Genomic DNA, 25034 nt, shown 5'->3' with positions numbered 1-25034 from the left:
AACATTCGCATTGCTGCTGGCAGCAAGCACTGGTTTTCCACAACATGCCCACTCATTATCCACAGACTTATCCACACTATGAGTTACTGTTGAGAAGCTTCTTGAGTGTGGGCACACTTTTCTAAGCAGAACGCCCATCCTTTCTTGTGGCATGGGGGTAGGAGCCTGCAACATTACTGCACAACCATCTGGTCTGCGCCACTTCGTCTAGATCAAAGAGCTTGGTAGTTAAGGATCAGCATGGCAGCACACGTTAGCCGGTTCATGCCCGGTGACTCGTAATATTTCTTCACACTTGGCTAACTAGAGCGGACGAATCTCGGCAGCTTGCGGGCCTTTTGGGCCGACATTGACTTCGAACTCAACCTCTTGGCCTTCATTAAGGCTTCGATAACCACGGCCAATGATTGCAGAAAAATGTGCGAAGACGTCGGCTCCGCCTTCGTCGGGGGCTATAAAACCAATGCCTTTATCGGCATTGAACCACTTAACTTTGCCCTTCTGAGCCATGATATAGCGTCCTAAAATTAAACAAAAAATTCGGTGCAACCAAGAACACCAACTGCATGCCCATCAATCAGAAATCGAAAACCATTAACTAAGTATTATTTGACTATATTCTGAACGAGTAATCACTTATTGTAATGCCTGCGTACAGCTGGATTAAACCAGCCGCCGTAAAAATAACCACGAGCTATAGATTTATAAAATGCTAGTTTAACCAAATGTGGTATTTTTTTTGTCAGCGAAAAAATATTCTCAAATAACGCAGACGCAATATCAATACGTTTATATTAGAGTTTGTTCGTTCTTAATATTTTTCTAATCAGTCCATTAAATAAATCAAGAATATGAAACTAATATCTAAGCTGCCGGATGTGGGCACCACCATATTTACCGTAATGAGCCAGCTGGCAACCGATCACCAAGCGATTAACTTGGGACAAGGCTTTCCCGACTTTAACCCCGATGAAAGACTACTTGATCTGGTAAACCAGGCCATGCGGGAAGGGCACAATCAATACCCACCCATGGCAGGCATACCTGCTTTGCGGCAGGAAATTTCGAGCAAACTCGAATCTCTGCATGGCCATTACTACGACCCTGAAACCGAAGTAACTGTTACTGCGGGAGCCAGCGAAGCCTTAATGGCAAGTATTCAGGCTTTCGTGCATCCCGGGGATGAAGTAATTGTCATCGAGCCGTTTTATGACCTGTACATTCCGGCTATCCAGCTTGCTGGTGGTATCCCGGTTGTTGTATCCATGATTGCGCCGACTCTCACTACGCCGATATACCAGGTTGATTGGCAACGTGTACGCGATGCAATTACCAAAAAAACTCGCATGCTGGTGATTAATTTTCCGCATAACCCAACTGGCATCCGTCTTGAGCAATCTGATCTCGACAGCCTTGAACAAATCGTGGCGGCTACCGATATTTTGGTGCTTTCGGATGAGGTTTATGAACATCTGGTCTTTGACGGGTATGAACATTTAAGCCTTGCCCGTAATCCGATCATAGCGGCTAATGCGATTACGGTGTTTTCCTTTGGTAAAACTTACAGTGCCACAGGATGGAAAATTGGTTATTGCTGCGCGCCCAAGGCGTTGATGGCTGAAATACGAAAAGTTCATCAATTTATGGTCTTTACGGTGACGTCACCAATGCAGTACGCGATTGCTCATTACATGAAAGATTCGAAGCCATACCTGGCACTTGCTGGCTTTTATCAGCAAAAGCGTGATCGGTTGAGCCAAGGCCTGCAAAAAAGCAGGTTTCGAGTCTTGCCCAGCCAAGGTACGTTTTTTTTAATGGCTGACTACAGCGAGATTTCAGACATGCATGAAGCTGATTTTGCGCGTTGGTTGACCACGGAACACGGAGTTGGTGTGATTCCTGTATCAGCATTTTATCGACAGCCTGATGCGCTGACATCAAACCATAATCTGGCTCGATTCTGCTTTGCAAAACGGGACGATACGCTGAACACAGCCATTGAAAAACTCACAAGTGTTTGAAAATAAAAGAGGTTTAGCAGCCTTAGGAAAACCGGACGGGTTTGTGGTTTTCCGACCTGACGCAGTATAGCCCTGTGTTTGAAGTTGTAAATCTGGCTGGCTGGCTGGCAAGGGGTTAGCTTTTATATAACTTCTTTTATTTCATACTGATAGTAATAATGGGTGTCTGTGGATAAGTGGCATAACTCAATAAAGTCTATTTAAATCAAGCTTTTAGAGTACATTTTTACTTGGGTATAAGCACGGTTTATCTCGGGGATGGATTGCGGATAACTTTTTGACCCCTCGTCCAATCACGAGTTATGCGTTAGTCATCAACAGGCTATTCACAGTTGCTCGCCCCAGTAGTTATCCACAGGCAGCGTTCATGGAATCAACAAAAAGTAGCTGCTGTTTATTTTGAAACTAATTGTAAGTATATCGACGATTTCGAGATTTTTTTGGCGAAAAATCTAGATGCGTTCAACTATTGAACGAGGTTTTGTGGATGTACTCAGCTTTTTATAATTCATCTGTAAGCTACTGTTATTTTGGTCATTTTTTGCATAGTGGCGGCTATTATCGTAAGGTTTGTAGAGCTGTATAAGTGCGGTGATGGGGTGGCTGTTTGGTAAGCTGCAGTCTGTTGAGCAAGGACAGAGCCTTCAGGCGCAGTAGGCAGCGCAACGACACATCGTGGGCAGCACATACAGGCGTACGCCGCCTGTGCTGCATAGTCAGTCATGAGCCGGGGTAACAGGATGAGCACGCGATATGACATAGCTGGGCCTCAGGGCATGTTTGAACCAGGATCTGGAGACAGGGTGCTGGTCAACAAACTGGGCATTACTTTGCCGTCTGATATGGATGAGGCCGAGCTGATTCTGCTGCAAAAACTGTATGAGTCATTGTTGTCAGATCAAATGCCTGAAGATGGCATTACCGTTGAACACTTGAAGATCTGGCACAGGCGTTGGCTGGGCAATGTTTATTCGTGGGCGGGGCAGGCCCGCAGCGTTAATATGAGCAAAGGTGGGTTCCCGTTTGCACCGGCTGCGCAGATACCCAGGCTGATGGCTGCATTTGATCGTGGTTGCCTTGCAATGCATACGCCGTGCCATGATTTCAGTCTTCAGCGTCTAATTGACGCGATTGCTGTGACGCATGTTGAGTTTATTTTGATGCATCCGTTTAGGGAGGGCAACGGCCGTATTTCGCGGTTGCTGGCGGATGTAATGGCTGTTCAGGCAGGTATGGGCCCGCTGGATTACAGCAGCTGGGAGGCTGGTCGCGATGAGTATATTTTGGCTATTCAGCAAGGCTTGGGGCTGAATTACGAGCCGATGAAACAGTGGGTGGCCCGGGGGCTGGGCACGGTCGGGCAGTAAAGAATCAGGCTGAAGCGAGATTGAGCTGACTGTATTTGCTTAACTGAGCATTTTCTTGCAGGAAAACCTCGAGTTCTTTAATGCTTTGACCCGTTTCGACTGCAGTCGAACTTGCGACGGCACGAATAATGCGCGCTTTAGTAGGCATAGTGGCCACGGCAGGCTCTGTTTTCATTGGGGATATGGTATTTGGCACATCTTCGATTATAGTCTTTACAGCCCCACTCTGAAAGAGGAAATCCCTGTGTTTACAAGATGTTGTCAGCATGAAACCACAAACTACTTGCATTACTGCGTATATTGATGTCAGCCGGTTGACATGAATAGTCGCTTTGCGTCATTTTCCGACCCACACGCTGAATACTCCTGCCAAGTTGAGCCTGCTACGCCAAGCAGTACTACGACCGACCTAGCGGCTCTCCAGCGCTTGCTAAGGCTGCGACGTAGCTGCCGGGACTATTCGGGCATTCCGATCTCCCTGGAGGCCTTGAGGTGTCTTGCAGAAGCGGCACAGGGTCCGGTCCAGAAGGTCGGAGCACGCACGGCACCCTCGGCTCACGCAGTGTATCCGCTGCAGTTGTACATACTGGTGCGTCAGGTTGAGGGGATTGAACCCGGTTTTTACCGTTATAGTGCTCTCCAGGACGAACAGCAGCACCTTTCAACAGGCGAGGAACAGGGCAACTCAGGCAATAGCCAGAGGCATCGACTGCACGCGTTGCACGCATTGCCTAAAACCCTTTCTCTTGTAACTGCCTCACTGGCTGAGGATACCTGGCTGGATACAGCGGCGGCTATCGTAGTGATAGCCGCAGATAGGCAGCGCGCCATTCAACATTTTGCCGATCAGTCTGCTGATGGCCAGCGTGGTGCACGTTATGTGGATATTGAAGTGGGCGCGGTCATTCAGAATCTGTATCTTGTAACGACCGCGCTTGGGCTTGGAGGGGTAGCCGTTATGGGATTCGATGAGGCCCGCATGCAGCAGTTACTGAGGCTGGAGACGGGGTTTGATCTGGTTGCACTGTATTGCGTGGGGGATCCGGCCTTGCCAGATGCATCCCCTAAGGCAGGGCTTTAGGGGCGGGTGGGGTAGCAGAAAACCGGCGAGCTCCAGCTACGCAGGCTATGACGGCGCTGGTTGCCACCAGCATAGGCCAGCTGATGGTTTCGTTAAGAAGCGCTGCAGCAAGCATTAGGCCAAGAAATGGCTGAAGTAGTTGAAGCTGGCCAACAGCGGCTATGCCACCCAGTGCCAGCCCGCGGTACCAAAAGAAGAATCCAAGCAACATGCTAAACAAGGTGACATAGCCCAAGCCCAACCAGGCAGGCACGCCAATGTTTTGCCAATCGCTTGGCATCAGGATGAGGAACATGGGTATTGAGATAGGCAGCGACAGCACCAGCGCCCATGAAATCACCTGCCAGCCGCCAAGTTGGCGTGAAAGACGACCACCCTCGGCATAGCCATAGCCACACAGCACTATGGCAAGCAGCATGAGCGTGTCGCCCTTAAATGAAGCACCGCCTCCCTGCAGGAGGGCGAACGAGGCCACGCACATGGCCCCCAGAACGGCAAACACCCAGAATGCGATGCGAGGCCGCTCGCCGCCGCGTATCACGCCGAAAATAGCGGTGGCCAGAGGTAGCAGGCCAAGAAACACCAGTGAGCGCGCGGCTGTAATGTACTGCAGCGCCATGGCGGTAAATAATGGAAAACCCAGTACAACACCTATCGCAATGAAGACGAGGGCTTTCAGGTCGGAAACATGGGGTCGCGGTGCCCGCATCAGTACCAGTAGGGCCAGACCCAGCAGACCGGCAATGCCAGCGCGTGCTGAGGTAAGAAAGTAGGGGTCAAAACCCGCTACCGCAACTCGTGTGGCCGGTAACGAGCCACTGAAGATGATGACGCCAAGCATGCCATTAAGCCAGGCCGTAGAGTTTTTTTGCATGCAGATACGTACGAATGAGGTTGCAGGACGCCACTACGATGGAGACGATGGCTGGTTCTAATGAATTGTGCGCGAATCGTGTTGACCTAGCCAGAGACACATCCGTACACTTTTAAAAAACTGTATTGATATAAATACCCATACAAATGCCCGCTTCTATCAATAATATGACCGACGTAACCACTGAAACGCTGACCTCCAGGGTTATGAGCGATATACGCAAGCGTATTACCGGACGTCAGTTGTCGACGGGTTCGCGCCTACCCTCCATACGCGGCCAGGCCCAAGCTATGGGGGTGTCGAAATCAACCGTTGTGGAGGCTTACGAACGTTTGGCAGCCGAGGGCCTGATCCAGGCTCGGCGAGGCTCGGGCTTTTATGTGTCGGCCTCGCCGCCGCCCTTGTCACTGGTTGATCTGGGGCCACGTCTCGATCGTGAAATCGATCCGTTGTGGGTATCGCATCAGGCGCTAAATGCTCCAGGTACCTTGATGAAGCCCGGTTGTGGCTGGTTGCCCCCAAGTTGGATGCCGCAAGACATTTTGCGCAAGGCCTTGCGTACCGCTGCGCGGGCCGAGGCCAGCGCATTGGCTGATTATGCGCCGCCGCAAGGTAATGCTCTTTTGCGCCAACTGTTGGCACGGCGCCTGAATGACGCAGGCATTGAGGCGTCGCTGGCCCAGGTGCTACTTACAGATTCAGGTACGCATGCCCTTGATTTACTGTGTCGGTTTTTAATTGAACCGGGTGACACCGTGATGGTGGATGACCCCTGCTATTTCAATTTTCATGCACTACTGCGAGCGCATCGTGCCAAGGTGGTGTCGGTGCCGTACACCGCAGACGGTCCTGATCTCGTGCATTTCGAGCGTGTTCTGAAGCAGCATGGGCCACGGCTTTATATAACGAATTCGGCTATTCATAACCCTACTGGCGCCACGCTGTCTGCCGTCACAGCTCACAGAGTATTGCGTCTTGCTGAACAGCACAGGCTAACGATAATTGAAGATGATATTTTTTCAGATTTTGAAGCCCGACCATCACCGCGTTTGGCTGCATTTGATGGCCTGCAACAAGTTGTGCATGTAGGAAGCTTTTCAAAGACGCTGTCGGCCGCTGTACGCTGTGGGTTTATTGTGGCGAGGCCAGAATGGACGGCGGCGCTTACTGATTTGAAAATTGCCACTTCTTTTGGTGGTGCAGGGCTTTCTGCAGAATTGGTGTACCACATGCTGAAAGAAGGTGGTTATAGACGCCATGTCGAAAGTTTGCGCTTGCGCCTGGCACAAAATATGGGGCCGGTGGCGGCCCGTTTGCGCGCAGTGGGCATTACGCCGTGGATTATGCCGCAGGCAGGCATGTTTCTTTGGTGCAGTTTGCCCAAAGGTGTAGACGCAGTTGCGGTGGCACGTGCAGCACTGGCTGAAAATATTGTGCTTGCGCCTGGCAATATTTTTAGCCTGTCACAGTCTGCAGGAAGCTTTCTGCGCTTTAATATCGCGCAGTCAAGCGATGAGAGGCTTTATCAGGTGTTGGAGCGTCTGTTAACTACTGCTTAATTAGCTTCCCGCCGCGAAATAATGCATATAAGTCGGGCACTTGTTGCATTATTTGAAATGGACAAGACTTATCGCCGTAGGTATTAAGTTAAAAGAAAATGTTTAACTTTACGGGGATTCAACCCAATTCTTACAGCACTTTCAGGACGAATGCTTTTTTGTAATCAATTATTAAGTGACACGGAAATCGCCTTCGTACTTGTCCATATTCGTCGCCAGGGCGATATTGGAGCACGGGAAACCTGTTTCCTATTCTCCGCAATGGGTAAATGCCTACTTCATTCGGTAACTGTTTGATTTATTGGGTGATTCTGTTAGAATCTGCGGTTCAAATAAGTTGTATGACGTGGCAGGAGAGACCGGAAATTTATATACTCTGGCGCCGACGGAGCAACCGCCCCGGAAACTCTCAGGCAAAAGGACTGCCCGTCACACATAAAAATCTGGAGAGCGGCGCTAAGGGCGCCCACCGAAGGGGAGGCTCCGCCCAGTGGGCGGCGTTGTAAAACTCTCAGGTACCGAGACAGATGGGGCTACGAGCTGAACGTATTCGTTCAGTATCTGCATCCCTTTCTTTGGAACACCTATGTCTCGCGTATTAGTTATTGGTGCCGGCATCACCGGCATTACCACTGCATATACCCTTAACCAGCACGGTCACGACGTAGTCGTGGCTGATCGTCATTTATATCCCGCCATGGAAACCTCTTATGCCAATGGCGGGCAGCTGTCGGCCAGTAATGCCGAGGTCTGGAATCAGCCAGGCACACTGCTCAAAGGCATTAAATGGATGCTGCAAAAAGATGCACCATTGTTGCTGAACCCATTGCCCTCATGGCATAAGTATTCTTGGCTGGCTGAATTTGCGGGTGCTATTCGAAATTATCGAACAAATACCGTTGCCACCACACGCATGGCCATAGAGGCACGACAGCATTTGTATGACATGGCCGAGCGTGAAAACATTGACTTTAATCTTGAGCGTCGCGGCATTTTGCATGTGTATCACGACCGTGCGGGCTTTGATGTGGCGGCACGGTCTAATACTTTGCTGCTCAAGGGCGGGCTTGAGCGCTATGCCGTTACGCCCGAAGAAATTCGTAATATTGAACCTACATTAACGGGCACGTATTACGGCGGGTTTTTTACGCCTTCTGACGCAACTGGTGATATTCACCGATTTACGCGGGGTTTGGCGGCGGCCGCCGCCCGGCATGGGGTGGAGTTCAGGCATGGCGTAGAAATCGAAAACATGCAGTTTGGTGACGGCGGTGTTACGGCGTTGTTGGCTGACGTGATGTCAGCGGGTACACGCAGGCGTAACGATGCGGAGCGCCTCGATGTTGATGCGGTGGTAATTTGTGCAGGTGTTGGTAGCCGCCGTCTGGCGGCCATGTGTGGCGACCGGTTAAATATTTACCCTGTAAAGGGTTATTCCATTACCGTACAACTGGACGACGAAGCCAGTATTGCAGGGGCCCCTTGGGTGAGCCTGCTGGATGAACGTGCCAAAATCGTTACGTCGCGTCTTGGTAAAGATCGTTTTCGCGTGGCCGGTACGGCAGAGTTTAATGGTGATAATCGGGATATTCGCGCCGATCGCATTGACCCGCTGGTGCGCTGGGTGCATGAAAACTTTAATGTTGAAACGTCGCGCATGACACCTTGGGCCGGGTTGCGACCAATGATGCCAGACATGATGCCCAGGGTGCAGCGCGGACGTCAACAGGGCGTGTATTACAACACCGGCCATGGTCATCTGGGGTGGACGTTGTCCGCCGCTACGGCGCAGCTTGCAGCGGCGCTTGTAGACGAAGATTTGCCTGGCCTGAGCAAAGCGGCGTAAGACAGCACAACGTGCTTACGTTGCCACGCGAGGAGCGTGCTCCTGCGCGTGGCAGCGCAAACGACGGCGGGGCAAATGCTGCCAAGGGTTTTAGGAGTGGCTGCTACAGGGTTGGGGTTCTGTGCTTTGGGGCTTAGGCTGCGCAGAGGCCGGCAAACCGAACAAATGATCGAACACCAGGTTAAACAAAAATGTGTAGATCAGAAAGAAAACAATCAGCCCGATATCCAGCACAAATGCATGCCACAGGGTAAGGTCTAGCCACCAGGCGAACAGGGGCACTAGCATTATGACCAAGCCCAATTCAAAACCGGCGGCGTGTGCGACACGTCGCAAAAAACCACGGCCACGCTTGGTCTGCCGCGATTCCCATAACTCGAACAAGGTGTTGTAGGTTAGGTTCCAGGCTATGGCAATCATGGAAGAAGCTACGCCCGCGACGGCGGCGTGTGAAAGGCCGCGATCGGTAAGTAGTGCCAACCCCAGGCTGGTGATTGCTACAGCGATAAGCTCGTAAAACGAAACGTAGACGAGTTTTCGTTTAATGCCCTGCATGAAATGATTCCGTAATGTGTAGCGTGCCGTATCGATATGATGCACTGCAGCAGTGTATCGCGTTGGGTTGCAGTCGCGTTAATGCGATGCCATTTCGGGTGTTTTGCTCTGAAGGGTGACGGGATTAGCCGTCGGGACGTAGAAGATCTCGATGTTTACCATAGCAGAACCATCAATGAATATCGTTGTGACGTTGCTCGGGCACGTCATTAGCGTGTTACTGGCAAGCGTGTGCGCCGGGCGTTAGAACAGTATGATGGAAATGTAAGCCGCGTTGCACGAGAACTGGGCGTGCATAGAAGTACATTTTATCGACGGCTAGGCGCGTTGACGGCATCCAGGTCAGTTTTAATGCGACGCTGAGAGGCAGGAATTCAGACGCAAGAAACGAGAATCCCGCCAGCGGATTTGGCTTTATCGTATAGCCATTCTTGTTGATTTAATTATGCGGGGGTTTCATGTCCACACTTTTACCGGCTACGACAGCGCGTGTACCTGTGCTGCCTTATGGCAGCGAGGATGTGCGCTGGGCCGCCGTGCAGGCACGTGATGCCAAAGCTGATGGGCACTTTGTTTATGGTGTCCGCACTACAGGGGTGTATTGCAGACCCAGTGCGGCATCGCGTCTGCCCCGGCGCGAGAATATCGAATTTTTTGATTCTGCCGAAGCCGCCGAGGCGGCGGGGTATCGTGCCAGTCAGCGCCTGGCAGCGGATCAAACGGCGGCGAGTGCGCAGCGCGCGCGTTTGGTCGCGCAGGCTTGCCGGCACATTGAGCAGGCAGAGAGCCCACCCGCCCTTGAGGAGCTAGCCGAGGGAGCTGGCCTTAGCCCATGGCATTTTCATCGGGTATTCAAGGCTGAAACAGGCCTTACCCCTAAAGCCTATGCTGACGCAGCACGGGCACGACGGCTGCGTGATGAACTGCTTGGGTCTGCAACGGTCACCGACGCCATTTACGACGCAGGCTTTAATGCATCGAGCCGATTTTATGAACAGTCAGACGCCCTGCTGGGTATGAGCCCGCGTGACTGGCGTGGCGGGGGCGCCAACACGCGCATTCGGTTTGCCGTGGGGCAGTGTTCGTTAGGGGCTATTTTAGTCGCCCAGAGCGTGCGAGGAATTTGCGCCATTTCGCTGGGTGATGATGCTGACCAACTTGTGCGTGATCTTCAAGACCGGTTTCCCAAGGCTGAACTTACTGGTTCTGAGCCTGAGTTTGATGAGCTGGTTGCAAGCGTAGTGGGGTTTGTCGAGCAGCCTAGCCTGGGGCTGGATCTTCCATTGGATGTGCGAGGCACCGCGTTTCAGCAGCGGGTGTGGCAGGCGCTGCAGCAAATACCTGCGGGCGAAACTGCCACCTATTCTGAGATTGCCGAGCGCATTGGCTCGCCAAAAGCCGTGCGGGCAGTGGGGCAGGCCTGTGGTGCCAATTTGTTAGCGGTTGCCATACCGTGCCATCGCGTGGTTCGCCGCGGTGGTGATTTGTCAGGGTATCGGTGGGGCATAGACCGTAAACGAGCGCTGTTGCTGCGAGAACAATCAGGCTGTGGATAACGCGCTTGAGGGGGGCGCTGTTGCAGATATCCGGCACAGTCGGCTATTACCTGATAAAGACAACAGTAATGTTTTATTGTCGAAAGCTGTTTTGCCAGCACCGAAGTTGGACGGTGCCTGGCCTATTTAGGCAGGTAACTATTGGCGTTGACCGACTTGCCATTGTGTCGCAACTCGAAGTACAGACCTACCTGTTTGCTTTCGGAGCTACCCATTTCGGCAATTTTTTGCCCCTGTCGTACCGACTGGCCTTCTTTGACCGTGATCGAGCGGTTGTGCGCATAGACGCTGAGGTAGCTGGAAGCATGGTTTACGATGACAAGGTTGCCATAGCCACGTAAGCCGTTACCTGCATAGACGACCTTGCCGTCGGCTACAGATTTGATGGGCGTGCCCACCTTGTTGATGATGTACAGCCCGTATGGGCTCGGGCCTTTCAGGCCGCGATTGACATTGCCTTCAGCAGGCCAGGCTAGCGATATACCCGCAGCACCAGACCTGGCTGACGCACTGGGTGTGGGTGTTACCGATACCCCGCTGGAAGGCGTTGGTGCCGGGCGAGACGTAGCGACCCCCGACCCTTGAACACGCAATACTTGCCCTACCTCAAGGCGATTGGGGTTGCTGATGCTGTTCATTTTCATGAGCGATTGCACGCTTTGGCCGTGCTGGCGCGCAATTTTGCTGAGTGTGTCGCCTGACACAACGCGGTACTGACCCGACGCCACAGGCTGGGTGGTGGTGGTGCCGCAGGCCACCAGTAATGACAGCATGGCACTTGCCAGCAGCCACCGTAGCGCATGGTGTTTGGACGCCAGTCGGCGCACCAACGAGGTATGGGTTTGAGGGGTTGGGCAACTGGGCATAGCGCAATGTGAGATTGTTCTTGGCATCATTGCACTAAGAGTACCAAGTCAGGTGGCTGACCGCAACGCAGGCTTACCTTGCTGGGGTCGGCACAGAAGAAGCCTGCCGTGCTACATCATCGCGCGCACGTTGCAGGCGGCGGTCAAGATCTCTGAGTTCGTTGCGCAGCTGCTTGCGTTTGGATGTGCTTTTTTCTTTGTCTAGTTGTTGTTGAAGCTGACGTGACTGCGAATTGAGCGAGTCGACATATTGTTCAGCGTCGTAGATACGTTTTCCTGCCTGATGAAATTGCAGAAACTGTCTTTCGAGATTTGCGGGGCAAGCGTTGCGGTACGGTCTGCCTTGACGGCCTTCTTCTAGTGCACGATCAGGTGTGCAGTATTCGCGTATTCCAATTGCTCTTCCTGTCTGGTATTGGCGAGCGTCGGGTACGATCCCCACTTTGCCACAGGCCTCGCGATGGTCTTCTATACGGCTCAGCGGTAGGCCGTCGCGACCGTCGCGGTAGCCCTGATCTTGCCAGTTTGCGGTAAGACAATCTTTCTCCGACATACTGGCGCAGCCCGCCATGCTGAATAAGATTGCAAAAATTAATAGTAAGCGCGAGGGTGTTGTCTGGAGCATAGTTTGAAAGTGTGCTGACACACAGCTTTTTTAGCGGGTTCGTGGTACAGAAAACTTTTTAAACTCTGGTTCTACGCCAGCCACTTCCAGACGCTGTGTCCAGATCTTGGCTATAGCGTCATCCATAACCATATTCTGTCGGACCATGCCTATGGCGGTATTTTCTTGTCCAACGACATTCATGGAAATAACGAAGGTGAACTGGGGGTTATCTTTCTGATAGGGTAAAGGGTCCATGCCTTCTGACGAGACGCTTGTCCACAACGCATGCGCAACATGAGCAGGGCGCGCCACACCGTCAGCAGTGTACCGGTATTGCGGGGTTTCGAGTTTTGGTGCTGACAGCGTTGTTGGAGCAAGTTCAGGCCCGGTAGGGTCTAACGTTGAAAGACAGGACTCACCCAGGCAGTCATCGGCCCGTGCCTGTTTGTCTGTAAGTTCACGCCGGCTGGCGTATCGTGCATCGGCCATCATGCCCATCATGGGTGACATGACAAAGCGCCAGTTTACGTGCGGCCCGACGCCGAACTCTTTAGGGCTGGCCACGTACTCTGCACCTATGGATTCGACGAGTTCTTCGCGTAATTGCGGGCCCAGGTTATAGCGACGTACGTCTATGTAAGCCTGTTGCGCTTCGGGTATGTTTTCGTCGTGCTGCATGCTGTAAGTGATGCGGTAACGTACACGCGGCAGGGCAATTTCCCTTGCTTCCAGAAGCAAAATGGCGCGAGTTACGGCATCAAGGTTTGCATCGGGCAAGAAAACGGACGATCTACTTTGAATACCTGGAAAGTTTTTGGATGAGTAATAATTGTCGTCAATGAGTTTCTCTGTATCCACCATGACATAGCCGGGTGCTTGCGCAAAGGCCTCGGCATGCGGCTGTAGCGCGGCCATGGCCTGATGCAGCGGATTGGCTGCTGGTGAAGTAATCGGCATGCTGCTCATAAACAGCATTACGACGGGTGCTAACCAAAGTTTTTTCATGGGCCGGTTCCTGCGCGGGCTGGCTCGGCATCGTCGTCCGGTGTGTTGCCACGTGCCCAGTCAGCTGCTTTGTCTTTGAGTTTTCTGAATTTTCCCGAAACGCCATCGATACGGGCTTCCCATTCTGGATCGGGTTGCTGGCCTTCAATGGCCTTAAAGTACGCTTGCAACATGCATGCAATCGCAAAAGGCTCAATGAGTGCGGCTTTTATGGCCCAGGCGAACACCAGCGCAAACAGAAAGCCGCCCGCTGACCATGCCCCCGGAATCATGTAAACCACCGCTGCTGCTGGCGCAAGCATTGCCAGAAACACCAGAAACGACAGCCCATACGTGAAAATGGCAAGCCATGCGGCATTCTTGAGCATGTTCTTGCCGTTCTGGCCATAAAGAACCAGCGCAGTTTGTGCCGATGACCATGGGTTCTGGCTTTCGGTTCGAATGGCATAGGCAAGAATGACCTCATCGATCAGGCCGACAGCCAGTCGCAGAAAGGCACGCACCAGACCCATTAGCTGAGATATACCCGGTATGGGCAAAATGGAAGCAACGCCTTGTACCAACCCGGTGATGGCAGCGATAACGCCCTTGACGATCTGATCGAGGGCGAACAGCACATTAGCCTGCGCGTAGCGGCTTTTGACGATTTGCTGGGCATGCGCAATCTGCGAACGACCTTCGGGCAGGGGTTGCCCATCGATCAGGTTTACCAGAACGGCAATATGCCCGGCCTTCACCATGTAAAGCAGATATTCTCGCAGGAAATACAGTATGGCTGCCGTGATGCCGAACCCGGCAACGCCACCCCAAATAGATGCAGATGTCTGAAAGCCTTCGTCACCCAGCGCGCCTATACCCCAGCCTACGCCCGCGCCCATGCCTGTAAAGAGTATGTAGGCCAGTGCGATGCCAAAATAGACAACGCAGCGCAAAAGAATGAAAGGCATGGTCTGTACCATGAGCGTCAAAGATCGGCGTAGACTGAAATCCCACATGCGGTTACTCCAGGCAAGAAGGTGGTGTTGAACACGGATGCCGGAGACGCATTATGGTGCGGCTCACGGCGTTTTTAAACTTGCGGGGCAGTCGGGCCCCACCCATTGAGCAGTTTGCGAGATGGTCATGGTGCGAGGTTTTCCGTCTGAAATCCCTTGCATGGTCATTTCACTTTTGTAGTGCTTGGCGCTTGCGTCCCAGATACGACCTTCACCCTTCAAATTGTCGCCATCCTGCTTGCATACGTAGGTGAAACGGCCTTCACTACTGGACACGGGCTTGTAGGATGTGGTGCACTGCATGTTCGGGTCGTCATTGTGCATCTCGAAATCGCGTGCTGCCATTTCAGGTGTCACACATTGCTGAATGACACCAGGCTTGGAGAGTGATGCGCCAGAGCCTTTCATCATTTCTTCCATCTGCTTGCGCTGGGCTGCCGGCAATTTCGCCAGGCTTTTCTGCATAGACTCCAACATGGCAGTAAGGGGCGACTCTCCAAGTTGAATCTCCCATAAGCCGGGCAGACGTTTTTCGAGTTTTTGGGCAGAGGCATCATGGGTGACGCCGATTGCCGCCGCGATGCTGATGGAGTAGATCAACCCTGTGGATAATAGTTTTTTCATTTGCATCAGTGTGTGAGCTCCGTTCTTTTTTTGCAGTGGCGCAATGCAGAATTCTCAAACGCTTGATGCTAAACGAAAGCATATGAAATGACACCGTTCAAACAGACGGGGCCGATGAGCTAGGCCGCGCGAAACCTGAGGCTGAACTGCGAGCCTTCGCCAAAAACAGAGGCGACTCGGATCTCTGCCTGCTGCATGGTTGCCAATGTTGAGGCGATATACAAGCCTATGCCGGTTCCGTCTTTGTCGGAAGCTGTCTTCGCGCGGTAGTAGCGCTGCAGAACATGCGGCAGGTCGTCGGGATGGATACCCCGTCCCTGGTCGCGTACTACGCATATCAACCATGGGCCCTCACGGCGTAACTCGACATCGACCGGTTGGTTAGGTTCTGAGTATTTAATGGCATTGGACAGAAAATTGCTCAGTATTTGCCCGGTAAGTAATGGGTCGCAGAGTATGAGTGCGATATCACCCTGAGTTTTGTCGTGGAAGTGGATGTGGCGATTTGGTGTGTGGGCCAGCTGTTCAGCAATAGCCTGGTGTATCAGTGAGGTATACCCGTAACGTTGCATCTGGGCGCTGACGTTATCGAGGAATCGGTCTGCGGCAAGAATGCTGTCGATGAGATTGGTGAGGCGTAGCGATGCCGACCGCACTTTAGTTGCCCGCCGTGTGATGTCATCTACACTCATCTTGCTGCCGCTGCGTATCAACCGCTGCATGCTTGCGTCGATAATGGCCAGCGGCGTGCGAAACTGATGCGACACCATGGAGCCAAAGCTACGGTACAGCTCGCTTACTCTGCGTTCGGTCTCAAGCTGTTTTGTAAGGCTGATCTCACGTAGTTTGATGCTTTCATTTTCGCGTGCTTTCTTTAGTGATAGCAGAAGCTGTATGGAGATAGCGGCGCTGCAAAGCCATATGCCTATCATCAGCATAATCAGCGTTAGCACGGCATTGCGATAGGCATCAAGCCGGTCGCCAACTTCGTTCCATTGCGCCACCATGGCTTTGGTGGATGCATCTTTGATCAGGTCGTTGAAGGGAGCAAGTAGCTGCTGCATCCGACGCAGGTTGTTTAAATTGGTGAATTCTGCGGTTTTGAACCAGCTTTCTGCGTCAATTATGGCGGCGATAGGGGCGGCAAGCTTTGCGCTTATGCCTATCTCTTCCAGCTGACGCTCCTGTGGGCCCTGGTTTAGCAGATGCAGCCGGCTAAGAAAAATGTCGTAGCGAAAGACGATGGTGTTGGGGGCCTCGGGGTCTGTGGCATGTTGGTAGATGGCGTCGCGCAGCAGCAGGCTTTCTGTGTGGGCCTGGTAAGTGACCCAAACCATATTTGCGCTGACATTGGTGCGCATATCTTGCTGCACGCTTGCCAAACGCAGCAGCGTCAGCGTTAGCAATATGGTCAGAATGATAATGGTGAGGATAGGTAGCAGGTAGCCGAGCAGGCTGGAGCGCTTCCAATTCATTGCCCTCTCCCCCGTTTCCGGGCGTGCAGTAGAATTTTTTATAATGTGGAATCGCCGATGGTAACACGGGGGTTAAACGGCTACGCCGTGTGTTTGGATTGGGGAGTTTGGCGGATATATGCCTTGCCAGCCAAAAGAAAGGCGTTGGTTTCATCAGCAATTACAGAAGTTTCTGGGCTTGTTGGCACCGTTGGCGATTGAGCTTTACCGTCGACATTCGTTGTTTACGGATGTCAGTGTATGGCCATGGGCCTAACATCACTTCCCAATACAAAAACTGGAAAAAATCTCGCCCAGCAAGTCATCGCTGGTGAACTGCCCCGTAATGCTGCATAGCGCTTCGTGCGCCAGGCGCAGTTCTTCGGCAAAGAGGTCGAGCACCTGGTCGTTATGACTAGCGTGTTCGGCGGCGAGGTCGAGGTGGTCGCGGGCTGTGTTCAGGGCGCTGAGGTGGCGTTCGCGGGCCAGCCAGGGTGATTCATTGCCAGGGTTCCAGCCGGCGATGTCGAGCAGCTTCTGGCGCAGGGTGTCCAGGCCTTGTCCGGTTTTGGCGGAGATCAGCAATGACGTGATGGCGATGCTTTCATTACTCTGCTGGCCATTGGCTGTGTGTTCGTGTGAGACGTCGTCGGCAACAGGCGTTTCTTGTTTTAGCAGATCAAGCTTGTTGTACACCTTTAGCACGGGTGTTCTGGGTGGCAGGCGCTGCGTGATGCCAGCGTCGAGTTCGTCGGCGGGGTTGCGCGCGTCCTGCAGGTGGATGATGACGTTGGCTTTTTCGATTTCGGCCCAGGTGCGCGCAATGCCTATGCTTTCTACGGTGTCGTCGGTATCGCGCAGGCCGGCGGTGTCAACGATGTGCATGGGAATACCGTTGATATGAATAAGCTGTATGACTTTGTCGCGGGTGGTACCGGCGATGGGGGTGACGATGGCCACGTCATCACCAGCCAGCGCATTGAGCAGACTAGACTTGCCGACGTTGGGCTGGCCGGCCAGCACTACATGCAGGCCTTCACGCAAAATCATGCCTTGACGCGCCTGGCTGACCATGTTGTCGAGATCGTGGCGTATGGCTGCAAGCGTGGCGCCTGCCTGGTATTTTTCCAGAAAATCGATTTCTTCTTCAGGAAAGTCTAGCGTGGCTTCGACCAGCATACGCAAGTGTACGATGCGATCACTAAGGTTATTGACGCGTTCTGAAAAAACGCCGCTTAACGATGCCATGGCACTGCGCGCCGCCGCTTCAGATGAAGCGTCGATAAGGTCTGCCACAGCTTCGGCCTGAGCAAGGTCGAGACGGTCATTTAGAAATGCTCGATGCGTGAATTCGCCTGGTTCGGCGTGGCGCAGACCCCAGGTGGTACCTACATCAAGACAGTGCTCCACCAGCCGCTTGAGTACGGCAGGGCCGCCGTGGCCCTGAAGTTCGAGTACGTCTTCGCCGGTATACGAGTTGGGGCCTTTGAAGTAGAGCGCAATGCCGGCATCGATTGGGTTGCCGTCGCGGTCGTTAAAGCGCAAATAATGCGCGTAGCGTGGCGTAAGCGGCTTGGCAAAAAGCGCTTGTGCCATGGGCTCAAGCTGACGGCCTGAAATGCGCACCACGCCTATGCCACCACGGCCGGGGGCGGTTGCGATGGCGATAATGGGTTCGTCGGAGCGAGTAACCATGGCGAGTAGAAAACCTGTACAAAAGTGTCGCGCCTGGCACGCTACACGACGTGGAGCGGTGGCGGGCATCGGAGTATGCGAGCAGTTTAGCCGAGACGCTTGTGGGCTGCCTGTACGGCGATCATATGTTTTTTTGTTGGCAGATCCATGCTGTTTCCCTCGCATGATGCCTCACCCACAAAATTCCGGGTAGGTTCTGTGTCGTTGATTACCCGGATGTTGCTGCTATCGTTTTAGCCGGCGCTGCGGAACGGGTAACATACTCCATTCATTACCAGACTTCGCCGGGATGCAGTATGCGCAGACTTCTGAACAGTTTGAATAGCTTAAGTACGGTCAGGTTCAGAACAGATAAATCAACGACATCAAACAACAACATCATTCAATTACATTAGACAACTGCATCCAACAACCGCATCAAACAACCGCATCAAACAACAACATCAAACAACAACATCAAACAACAACATCAAGGAGCCAACATGCCTTACCTGATTGAAACCTTCGACAAGCCTGACAGCCTTGCATTGCGCCAGTCTGCGCGTGAAGAACATTTGCAGTTTCTGGAAAAGAACAAAGCCTTGCTATTGGCGTGTGGCGCCAAGCTTGAGGACGATGGTTCAGGCGGCACAGGTGGTGTTTATATTGTTAATGTCGAAACGCGTGGCGAAGCTCAGGACTTTATCGATGCTGATCCATTTACGGCGGCTGGCCTGTTCGAACGTGTGAGCATTACGCGATGGCGCAAGGCTTATCTGGACGGCAAGTCCTATTTGTAGAAGGCGTGTAGTCGTGAGCCCTAAGTGCTTGATGTTGGCAGCGGCCGAGTATGTCACTAAAGCTCGCATAACGCACTAGGGATAACACAACAGGGCAGGCGCGGCGCACGCCGCGTCTGCCCTGTGTTTCCAAAGAAAGCTACCGAGTGATCAGCACTTAAGCTTTCATGCCTTCGACTTCTTCAATTGCCTTCGCTACACCAGCACCATAGGCCGGGTCGGCCGCAGTGCAATGCTCGATGTGCTTGGCCTGCACGTCTTTGCTTACACCGGCTATTGCGCGCGCTGTGTTGTAGAACAAAGCCTTTTTCTGTTCGTCATTCATCAGCCTGAACAGATTGCCGGTTTGCGAGAAGTAATCTTCATCGACGCGGTGATTCCAGTGATCGGCGGCACCTTCCAGCGACAGCGGCGGTTCGCGATACTCGGGCTGCTCCGCCCATTCGCCGCTGGCGTTGGGCTCGTTCGCGGTGATGCCACCGTAGTTACCATCAACCCGCATGGCGCCGTCTCGATGGTAGCTGTGATACGGGCACTTGGGCGTATTGACGGGTATCTGGTGATGGTTAACGCCCAGGCGGTAGCGCTGTGCGTCGCCGTATGAGAACAGACGGGCTTGCAGCATGCGATCGGGAGAGAAGCTGATGCCGGGTACGACGGCGGCAGGTGTGAAGGCAGCCTGTTCCACTTCGGCGAAGAAGTTTTCAGGGTTGCGGTTCAGTTCCATTGTGCCCACTTCGATCAGGGGGTAATCGCCATGTGGCCACACCTTGGTGAGGTCAAAGGGATTAAGGTGGTAAGACCCTGCCTCTTTTTCAGGCATGATCTGTACATACAGGGTCCAGCGCGGGAAGTCGCCGGCCTCGATGGCTTTGTGCAAATCGCGCTGTGAGCTTTCGCGATCGTGGCCAACCAGTTCACAGGCTTGAGCGTCAGTAAGGTTTTTAATGCCTTGCTTGGTCTTGAACGTGAACTTGACCCAGAAGCGCTCGTTTTCGGCATTGATGAAGCTGAACGTATGGCTGCCAAACAAGTGCATATTGCGAAAGCCAACGGGGATGCCGCGGTCGCTCATAATAATGGTGACCTGATGCAGAGCCTCGGGCAGGCCTGTCCAGAACTCCCAATTGTTTTGCGCGCTACGCATACCGGTGCGCGGGTCGCGTTTTACGGCGTGGTTCAGGTCGGGAAACTTGAGCGGGTCACGAAAGAAGAAGACGGGTGTGTTGTTGCCAACCAGATCCCAGTTGCCTTCTTCGGTATAAAACTTCATGGCGATGCCGCGAATATCGCGCTCGGCGTCTGCGGCGCCGCGCTCGCCTGCCACGGTCGAGAAGCGTGCAAACATGGGTGTTTGCTTGCCAACTTCAGAAAATATTTTGGCGCGTGTGTACTTGGAAATATCATGAGTAACGGTAAACGTACCGTAAGCACCTGCGCCTTTGGCGTGCATGCGACGCTCGGGGATCACTTCACGGTCAAAGTGCGCCAGCTTTTCCATGAGCCAGACATCTTGCATCAGTACCGGGCCGCGCGGCCCGGCCGTCATGGTGTTCTGATTATCGACGACTGGCGCACCAGCGGCGGTGGTTAGTTTTTTCATGAAGCCCCCTCAAACAAATCATCATGGCAACGGTCAAGATGCCGCGCCTGGAACAACTCTATCGTAATGAAAATCGTGCGAAGCGTATTCAATACAGATCAAAGTCTAGTCATTCTGACTTGTTAAGTAAAATTGATTAATACTTAGATAGTGATAGGTATTTGCTATTTATCTGGGAATGAACCGTTCGAATCCATGCACCGCTGTATGCATAACAAGGGCATCCGCTCGTTATGCCCGTTACGAGATCGGGCTTACTTTGGTGTGATTGGGGGGCTATGCGCTGATCATGACGAAATAGGTAGTCATTATTTCGTGTAAGTTGAAACTTAAGGAAGTGCCAGTCGTTAGGTTTTACGGCTTTGGAACGTTAGAGGTTCTGGCTCACATCTTGCTTCTGATGCAGGATACGAATGATTGCCAGCCAGTCGCCATGATCCTGAAAATAAACCATATGTGCTCCAGTGGGGTATTTTAGATAATGGGGGCGTATATCAACTGCCCGGCCCTGTTTCCGACCTGCTGCTAGCCCCTCGAACACTGCGACGAGTTCGCGGTGGTAAGTATCGGCTTGCTCACGTGACCATTTTTGTAGCGTATAAAGCCAAATATCTTCGAGATCTACCTGCGCCAGCGGTGCAAGCCTATAGGTCTTATCTTTACCCGGCATCTTTGTGAGCGTGCTTTGCGTGCATGCGTGCCAGGAAAGCTTCACTATCGAACGACTGGGGTTCACCGGATTCTTCGCCAGCGATTAGGGCATTTTGTAGGGCTTTAACCTTGGCCTCGTGTTCTTCCAGAAGCCGTAGCCCCGCCCGCACAACATCGCTTGCCGAACCGTAGCGCCCCGTGCGCACCTGATCGATGATGAAGCCGGTAAAGTGATCTCCGAGGGATACGGATGTGTTGTGTGTCATTACCGCTCCTGTTTTCAAGACAATATCAGCATATACCAACAAGTAATACACTTCAATTCTGGTTCAACAGTTCAAATGCAGCAGCGCCGGCGCTGCATCGGCTCACAGGCCCCTTCTACACACCCATATAACCCTGCAGCTGCTCGCGCTGGTTTCGCAACTCTGTAGAGCTACCTGACCACACCACGCGGCCTTTCTCGACAATATAGTGATGGTCAGCCAGCGGCAGCAAAGAATTTAAATTTTTGTCTATGCATATGATGGCCAGGCCCGACGCTTTGAGTTCAGTAAGGCAGTGCCAGATGTCATTGCGTATGAGCGGGGCTAGCCCTTCAGTGGCTTCGTCCAGAATAAGCAGCCTGGGGTTGGTCATTAGCGCCCGGCCAATGGCCAGCATTTGCTGTTCACCGCCTGATAAATTGGCGCCCAGGTTGCCTGATCGTTCATCCAGTCGTGGGAACAACGCGTAGATTTTTTCTTGTGTCCATGGCGACGCCTGGCCCTGGCGATTATGTGCAGTGGCCACCAGGTTTTCGTGCACAGTCAGGTTGGGAAACACCTGCCTGCCTTCGGGGACCAGCCCTATGCCAGCGCGGGCCACCTGGTAAGCAGGCAGGCCAGCAATATTTTTACCGTCGAAACGTATGGTGCCTCGCGCCGGTGACATCAACCCCATGACTGACTTCACGCTGGTCGTTTTGCCCATGCCATTGCGCCCCAGCAAGGTCACAAACTGACCGGGCATCACACTAAACGACATGCCCGACAGCGCCTGGCTGGGCCCGTAAAAAGTATCTATATGGTCAACGTCAAGCAATGGCGCTGGCATTACGCATCATCTCCAAGGTAGGCCATGCGAACTTCTGGGTTGGTGCGTATCTGTTCGGGCAGGCCGCAGGCAATACCGCGACCATACACGAGCACTGTAATGCGATCGGCCAGGCGGAAGACTGCATCCATGTCGTGTTCTACCAGCACAATGCCGTATTGCCCTTTCAGCCTTAGCAGCAGTTCAGTCATTTGTTCTGATTCGGCCTGGCTCATGCCCGCCATGGGTTCATCCAGCAGCAATAGCTTGGGTTGCCCGGCCAGTACCATGGCCAGCTCAAGCTGGCGTTGTTCGCCGTGAGCCATGTCGGAAGCCAGCACATGCATGCGTGACCCCAGCCCCACGCGTTCCAAGGCCAGGCTGGCTGGCTCGGTAAGCGAGGCCTGTCGTGATGCGGGCGTCCAGAACTTAAAGCTGTGACCCTGATGTGCTTGTACCGCCAGCATGACGTTTTCTAGCGCGGTGAACGAAGAGAGCACCGACGTGATCTGGTAAGAGCGAGCAATGCCGCGTAGTGCCCGTTGTTCGGCCCGCTCATGGGTAATGTCTTGCCCGTTAAGCAAGATTTTTCCACTGTCTGGCTTTAGCTCACCTGCCAGTTGCGTAATCAGTGTGCTCTTGCCGGCGCCGTTGGGGCCAATGATGGCGTGGGTTTCGCCAGGCAACAGATCAAAGTCAAAACCATCGGTTGCCGCCAGACCGCCAAAGCGCTTTACCAGATTGCGTACAGATAACAGGCTCATGCCGCGCTCGCTCGCAAGATCGTTAAGGTGCGCTGGACCGCAGATAAGGTGGCAGTGGTGTACTTCATGGCTGTTCCCGTACGGGAAGATCGGGGCGCACGCTGCGTTGCGTATGGCGGTCTTGGGCCAGATGCAGTACGCCTATGATGCCTTGCCGGCTGACCGTTACAACCAGCACAATCAGCGGTCCGAAAATAACCATCCAGTGCTGCGTCAACATCTTGAGGCCTTCTTCGGTCAGTATCATGGCGAGCGAGCCGACCAGTGGCCCGAACAAGGTTCCCAGCCCGCCCAGCATTACCATGACAATAAGCTCTCCCGAGGTCGTCCACGACATATAAGAGGGTGACGCGAACTCGGTAAGGTTGGCGAATAACAGCCCGGCCATGCCACATAGCGCAGCCGATAATACATACGCGGCGAGGCGATAGCGAAAGGTTGGAAAGCCCAGCGCCTTCATGCGCCGATCATTGCTCTTGCTGGCCCGCAGTACAACGCCAAAGCGTGAGTGGATGAGGCGATGGGTCCCGTACAGGCTGACGCACAAAAGCACGAAGGCAGCCCAGTAAAGCGTATTCGCCTGGGCTAGATCAATGCCGCTGAACTTGCTGCCAGAAGCCAGTCGCATGCCATCATCGCCACCATATTGACTGAGGCTGACAAACAGAAAATAGAACATCTGGGCGAAGGCCAGCGTAATCATGATGAATGCGATGCCGGCCGTGCGCAGCACGATGGCACCCGTGAGCAGACCAATGAGACAGCAGACGACAAGCGTGACCAGCAACTGTACCCAACCATTATCTATGCCATGAAAACTGAGAATGCTGGCGCTGTAGACACCCAGACCCAGATACAGGGCATGCCCGAAGCTGACCAGCCCGCCATAGCCAAGAATCAGGTTGAGAGACACGGCTGCGATAGCAAAAACCAGAATACGTGAAAATAGGGTGACAACAAAAGGATTATTACTGGCCAGCAATGGCACCAATGCCAGGGCGATGAGCAGCACAATGCCGACCACAGTGCCAAGAGAACGCGGAGAGGGCGGAGCAGGAATAATGCTGGTTGCAGAAGACATTTGGTTGGCGCGGTGAGGCTGTATCAAGTGTTATGTACCGGGAACAGTCCCTGGGGCTTTATGGCCAGAACAATGGCCATTAGCAGGTAAATCATCATGGAAGCCAGTGCCGGCCCGGCAATGTCTGCGGCGCTGCGCTCGAACATGGTGCGTAACACCGAGGGCAACAACGTGCGACCCAGGGTGTCGACGACGCCCACGATGAGGGCGGCATAAAACGCGCCCCGTATTGAGCCTATGCCGCCGATCACGATGACCACCATGGTCAGAATAAGCACAGGCTCGCCCATGCCTGCCTGCACCGACATAATGGGCCCGGCCAGCAGGCCCGCCATACCCGCCAGTACAGCCCCCAGCGCAAATACCATGGAGTTGAGCAGCACAATATTGATGCCCAGCGCGCCCACCATGGTGCGGTTGCTTGCCCCTGCGCGAATCAGCATGCCTATGCGTGTGCGATGGATCAGCACATAGCAGCCCAATGCGACCAACAGGCCACTGCCAATGATGAGCAGGCGGAACTTGGGGTAACGAATACCAAATAAATTGACGGCACCAGTCAAAAACTCTGGCACTTCCATGTAATACGGTGATGCGCCCCAGATCATGCGCGCCAGTTCGTTGAAAAACAGGATGAGGCCGAAGGTAGCGAGCACCTGGTCAAGGTGATCGCGCTGGTACAGTTTGCGCAGGGCAATCCACTCTACGGCCAGCCCTAGCGCAATCATGGCCGGTACCAGCAGGACCGCCGCCAGTATGAACGAGCCCGTGTAGTTGTATAGCGACGCAGCAAAAAAAGCGCCCATCATGTACATGGAGCCATGCGCCAGATTTACAAAGCTCATAATCCCGAACACCAGCGTCAGGCCAGCCGCCATCAGAAATAGCAACACCCCCAGCTGTAGGCCGTTGAGCAATTGGAGTACGAATAAAGTCGGGCTCAAGTAGGCCTCCGTGCAGCACCCCGGGGCCGACAA

Annotated in this window: 26 protein-coding genes and 1 riboswitch; of the genes, 8 read left to right on the top strand and 18 right to left on the bottom strand. The window is 53.3% G+C overall.

Annotated features, from left to right (window positions below; all coding sequences use genetic code 11):
• Positions 1-303 precede the first annotated feature (303 nt).
• Positions 304-510, bottom strand: a complete 207-nt coding sequence (locus tag FQ179_RS15325; protein ID WP_149398170.1) for a cold-shock protein — start codon at positions 508-510, stop codon at positions 304-306.
• Between the two features lie 341 nt (positions 511-851).
• Here FQ179_RS15325 and FQ179_RS15320 point away from each other — a divergent pair, with 341 nt between their 5' ends.
• Both FQ179_RS15320 and FQ179_RS15315 read left to right on the top strand, forming a co-directional pair.
• Positions 852-2021 (top strand): methionine aminotransferase, encoded by a 1170-nt coding sequence (locus FQ179_RS15320; protein ID WP_149398169.1) that lies wholly within the window; start codon positions 852-854, stop codon positions 2019-2021.
• A 740-nt stretch (positions 2022-2761) separates the two neighbouring features.
• On the top strand, positions 2762-3388 hold the full coding sequence (locus tag FQ179_RS15315; protein WP_149398168.1) for a Fic family protein: 627 nt from the start codon (positions 2762-2764) through the stop codon (positions 3386-3388).
• Positions 3389-3392: 4 nt separating this feature from the next.
• Here the strand turns inward: FQ179_RS15315 and FQ179_RS22340 are convergent, their stop codons facing one another.
• On the bottom strand, positions 3393-3563 hold the full coding sequence (locus FQ179_RS22340; RefSeq protein WP_188074625.1) for a hypothetical protein: 171 nt from the start codon (positions 3561-3563) through the stop codon (positions 3393-3395).
• Between the two features lie 144 nt (positions 3564-3707).
• On the opposite strand from FQ179_RS22340, the gene FQ179_RS15310 reads away from it, so the two are divergent.
• A complete protein-coding gene (locus tag FQ179_RS15310) occupies positions 3708-4469 on the top strand; it encodes a SagB/ThcOx family dehydrogenase (protein WP_149398167.1) in 762 nt (253 codons plus the stop codon).
• Here FQ179_RS15310 and FQ179_RS15305 read toward each other — a convergent pair.
• Positions 4453-5343, bottom strand: coding sequence for a DMT family transporter (locus FQ179_RS15305; RefSeq protein WP_149398166.1), 891 nt, complete (start codon positions 5341-5343; stop codon positions 4453-4455). The genes FQ179_RS15310 and FQ179_RS15305 overlap by 17 nt on opposite strands.
• 167 nt (positions 5344-5510) lie before the next feature.
• Between FQ179_RS15305 and FQ179_RS15300 the strand changes: the two genes are divergently transcribed.
• Both FQ179_RS15300 and FQ179_RS15295 read left to right on the top strand, forming a co-directional pair.
• Positions 5511-6902, top strand: a complete 1392-nt coding sequence (locus tag FQ179_RS15300) for a PLP-dependent aminotransferase family protein (RefSeq protein ID WP_149398165.1) — start codon at positions 5511-5513, stop codon at positions 6900-6902.
• Positions 6903-7241: 339 nt separating this feature from the next.
• Positions 7242-7337, top strand: a riboswitch (glycine riboswitch).
• A gap of 151 nt (positions 7338-7488) precedes the next feature.
• Positions 7489-8748, top strand: a complete 1260-nt coding sequence (locus tag FQ179_RS15295; RefSeq protein ID WP_149398164.1) for a D-amino acid dehydrogenase — start codon at positions 7489-7491, stop codon at positions 8746-8748.
• 90 nt (positions 8749-8838) lie between these two features.
• Here the strand turns inward: FQ179_RS15295 and FQ179_RS15290 are convergent, their stop codons facing one another.
• On the bottom strand, positions 8839-9303 hold the full coding sequence (locus tag FQ179_RS15290; protein ID WP_149398163.1) for a PACE efflux transporter: 465 nt from the start codon (positions 9301-9303) through the stop codon (positions 8839-8841).
• 231 nt (positions 9304-9534) lie between these two features.
• Here FQ179_RS15290 and FQ179_RS15285 point away from each other — a divergent pair, with 231 nt between their 5' ends.
• Together FQ179_RS15285 and ada are read left to right on the top strand one after the other, a co-directional pair.
• Positions 9535-9666 carry a helix-turn-helix domain-containing protein gene (locus FQ179_RS15285; protein ID WP_149398162.1) on the top strand — a complete coding sequence of 44 codons (132 nt, stop codon included), beginning with the start codon at positions 9535-9537 and terminating at the stop codon, positions 9664-9666.
• A gap of 95 nt (positions 9667-9761) precedes the next feature.
• On the top strand, positions 9762-10859 hold the full coding sequence (gene ada, locus FQ179_RS15280; protein WP_149398161.1) for a bifunctional DNA-binding transcriptional regulator/O6-methylguanine-DNA methyltransferase Ada: 1098 nt from the start codon (positions 9762-9764) through the stop codon (positions 10857-10859).
• A 122-nt stretch (positions 10860-10981) separates the two neighbouring features.
• On the opposite strand, the gene FQ179_RS15275 is transcribed toward ada, so the two are convergent.
• From FQ179_RS15275 to mnmE, 7 genes are all read right to left on the bottom strand, one after another.
• A complete protein-coding gene (locus FQ179_RS15275; RefSeq protein ID WP_255475011.1) occupies positions 10982-11632 on the bottom strand; it encodes a peptidoglycan DD-metalloendopeptidase family protein in 651 nt (216 codons plus the stop codon).
• A gap of 166 nt (positions 11633-11798) precedes the next feature.
• The gene (locus tag FQ179_RS15270; protein ID WP_180117724.1) at positions 11799-12278 is read right to left on the bottom strand and encodes a DUF2799 domain-containing protein; all 480 of its coding nucleotides are present in this window, start codon (positions 12276-12278) and stop codon (positions 11799-11801) included.
• Positions 12279-12380: 102 nt separating this feature from the next.
• Complete coding sequence (locus tag FQ179_RS15265) at positions 12381-13337, bottom strand: hypothetical protein (protein WP_149398158.1); 957 nt, start codon at positions 13335-13337, stop codon at positions 12381-12383.
• On the bottom strand, positions 13334-14332 hold the full coding sequence (locus FQ179_RS15260; RefSeq protein WP_149398157.1) for a hypothetical protein: 999 nt from the start codon (positions 14330-14332) through the stop codon (positions 13334-13336). The genes FQ179_RS15265 and FQ179_RS15260 overlap by 4 nt, the downstream gene beginning before the upstream one ends.
• A gap of 63 nt (positions 14333-14395) precedes the next feature.
• Complete coding sequence (locus FQ179_RS15255) at positions 14396-14962, bottom strand: DUF3617 domain-containing protein (RefSeq protein ID WP_149398156.1); 567 nt, start codon at positions 14960-14962, stop codon at positions 14396-14398.
• A 113-nt stretch (positions 14963-15075) separates the two neighbouring features.
• Positions 15076-16431: a sensor histidine kinase KdpD gene (locus FQ179_RS15250; RefSeq protein WP_149398155.1), complete on the bottom strand. Its 1356-nt coding sequence runs from the start codon at positions 16429-16431 to the stop codon at positions 15076-15078.
• A 258-nt stretch (positions 16432-16689) separates the two neighbouring features.
• Positions 16690-18105 (bottom strand): tRNA uridine-5-carboxymethylaminomethyl(34) synthesis GTPase MnmE, encoded by a 1416-nt coding sequence (gene mnmE, locus FQ179_RS15245; RefSeq protein ID WP_149398154.1) that lies wholly within the window; start codon positions 18103-18105, stop codon positions 16690-16692.
• 482 nt (positions 18106-18587) lie between these two features.
• Here mnmE and FQ179_RS15240 point away from each other — a divergent pair, with 482 nt between their 5' ends.
• Positions 18588-18884 (top strand): YciI family protein, encoded by a 297-nt coding sequence (locus tag FQ179_RS15240; RefSeq protein WP_149398153.1) that lies wholly within the window; start codon positions 18588-18590, stop codon positions 18882-18884.
• A gap of 157 nt (positions 18885-19041) precedes the next feature.
• Here FQ179_RS15240 and FQ179_RS15235 read toward each other — a convergent pair whose 3' ends face one another.
• The 7 genes from FQ179_RS15235 to FQ179_RS15205 form a co-directional block, all read right to left on the bottom strand.
• Complete coding sequence (locus FQ179_RS15235) at positions 19042-20487, bottom strand: catalase (protein ID WP_149398152.1); 1446 nt, start codon at positions 20485-20487, stop codon at positions 19042-19044.
• A gap of 370 nt (positions 20488-20857) precedes the next feature.
• On the bottom strand, positions 20858-21157 hold the full coding sequence (locus FQ179_RS15230; protein WP_149398151.1) for a type II toxin-antitoxin system RelE/ParE family toxin: 300 nt from the start codon (positions 21155-21157) through the stop codon (positions 20858-20860).
• Positions 21147-21404, bottom strand: coding sequence for a type II toxin-antitoxin system ParD family antitoxin (locus FQ179_RS15225; protein WP_149398150.1), 258 nt, complete (start codon positions 21402-21404; stop codon positions 21147-21149). The genes FQ179_RS15230 and FQ179_RS15225 overlap by 11 nt, the downstream gene beginning before the upstream one ends.
• Before the next feature lie 115 nt (positions 21405-21519).
• The gene (locus tag FQ179_RS15220; protein WP_149398149.1) at positions 21520-22233 is read right to left on the bottom strand and encodes an ABC transporter ATP-binding protein; all 714 of its coding nucleotides are present in this window, start codon (positions 22231-22233) and stop codon (positions 21520-21522) included.
• The gene (locus FQ179_RS15215; protein ID WP_149398148.1) at positions 22233-22976 is read right to left on the bottom strand and encodes an ABC transporter ATP-binding protein; all 744 of its coding nucleotides are present in this window, start codon (positions 22974-22976) and stop codon (positions 22233-22235) included. Before FQ179_RS15215 ends, FQ179_RS15220 begins: the two co-directional genes overlap by 1 nt.
• A 64-nt stretch (positions 22977-23040) precedes the next feature.
• Positions 23041-24057, bottom strand: a complete 1017-nt coding sequence (locus FQ179_RS15210; RefSeq protein WP_149398147.1) for a branched-chain amino acid ABC transporter permease — start codon at positions 24055-24057, stop codon at positions 23041-23043.
• A 23-nt stretch (positions 24058-24080) separates the two neighbouring features.
• Entirely contained in the window at positions 24081-25001 is a 921-nt protein-coding gene (locus FQ179_RS15205) for a branched-chain amino acid ABC transporter permease (RefSeq protein WP_149398146.1), read from the bottom strand.
• Positions 25002-25034 lie beyond the last annotated feature (33 nt).

This window comes from Pusillimonas sp. ANT_WB101, from assembly GCF_008369125.1.
In the GTDB taxonomy this organism is placed as follows: domain Bacteria; phylum Pseudomonadota; class Gammaproteobacteria; order Burkholderiales; family Burkholderiaceae_B; genus Allopusillimonas.
The sequence above is the reverse complement of the archived record's forward strand: the minus strand, read 5'-3'. Positions and strand labels throughout refer to the sequence as shown.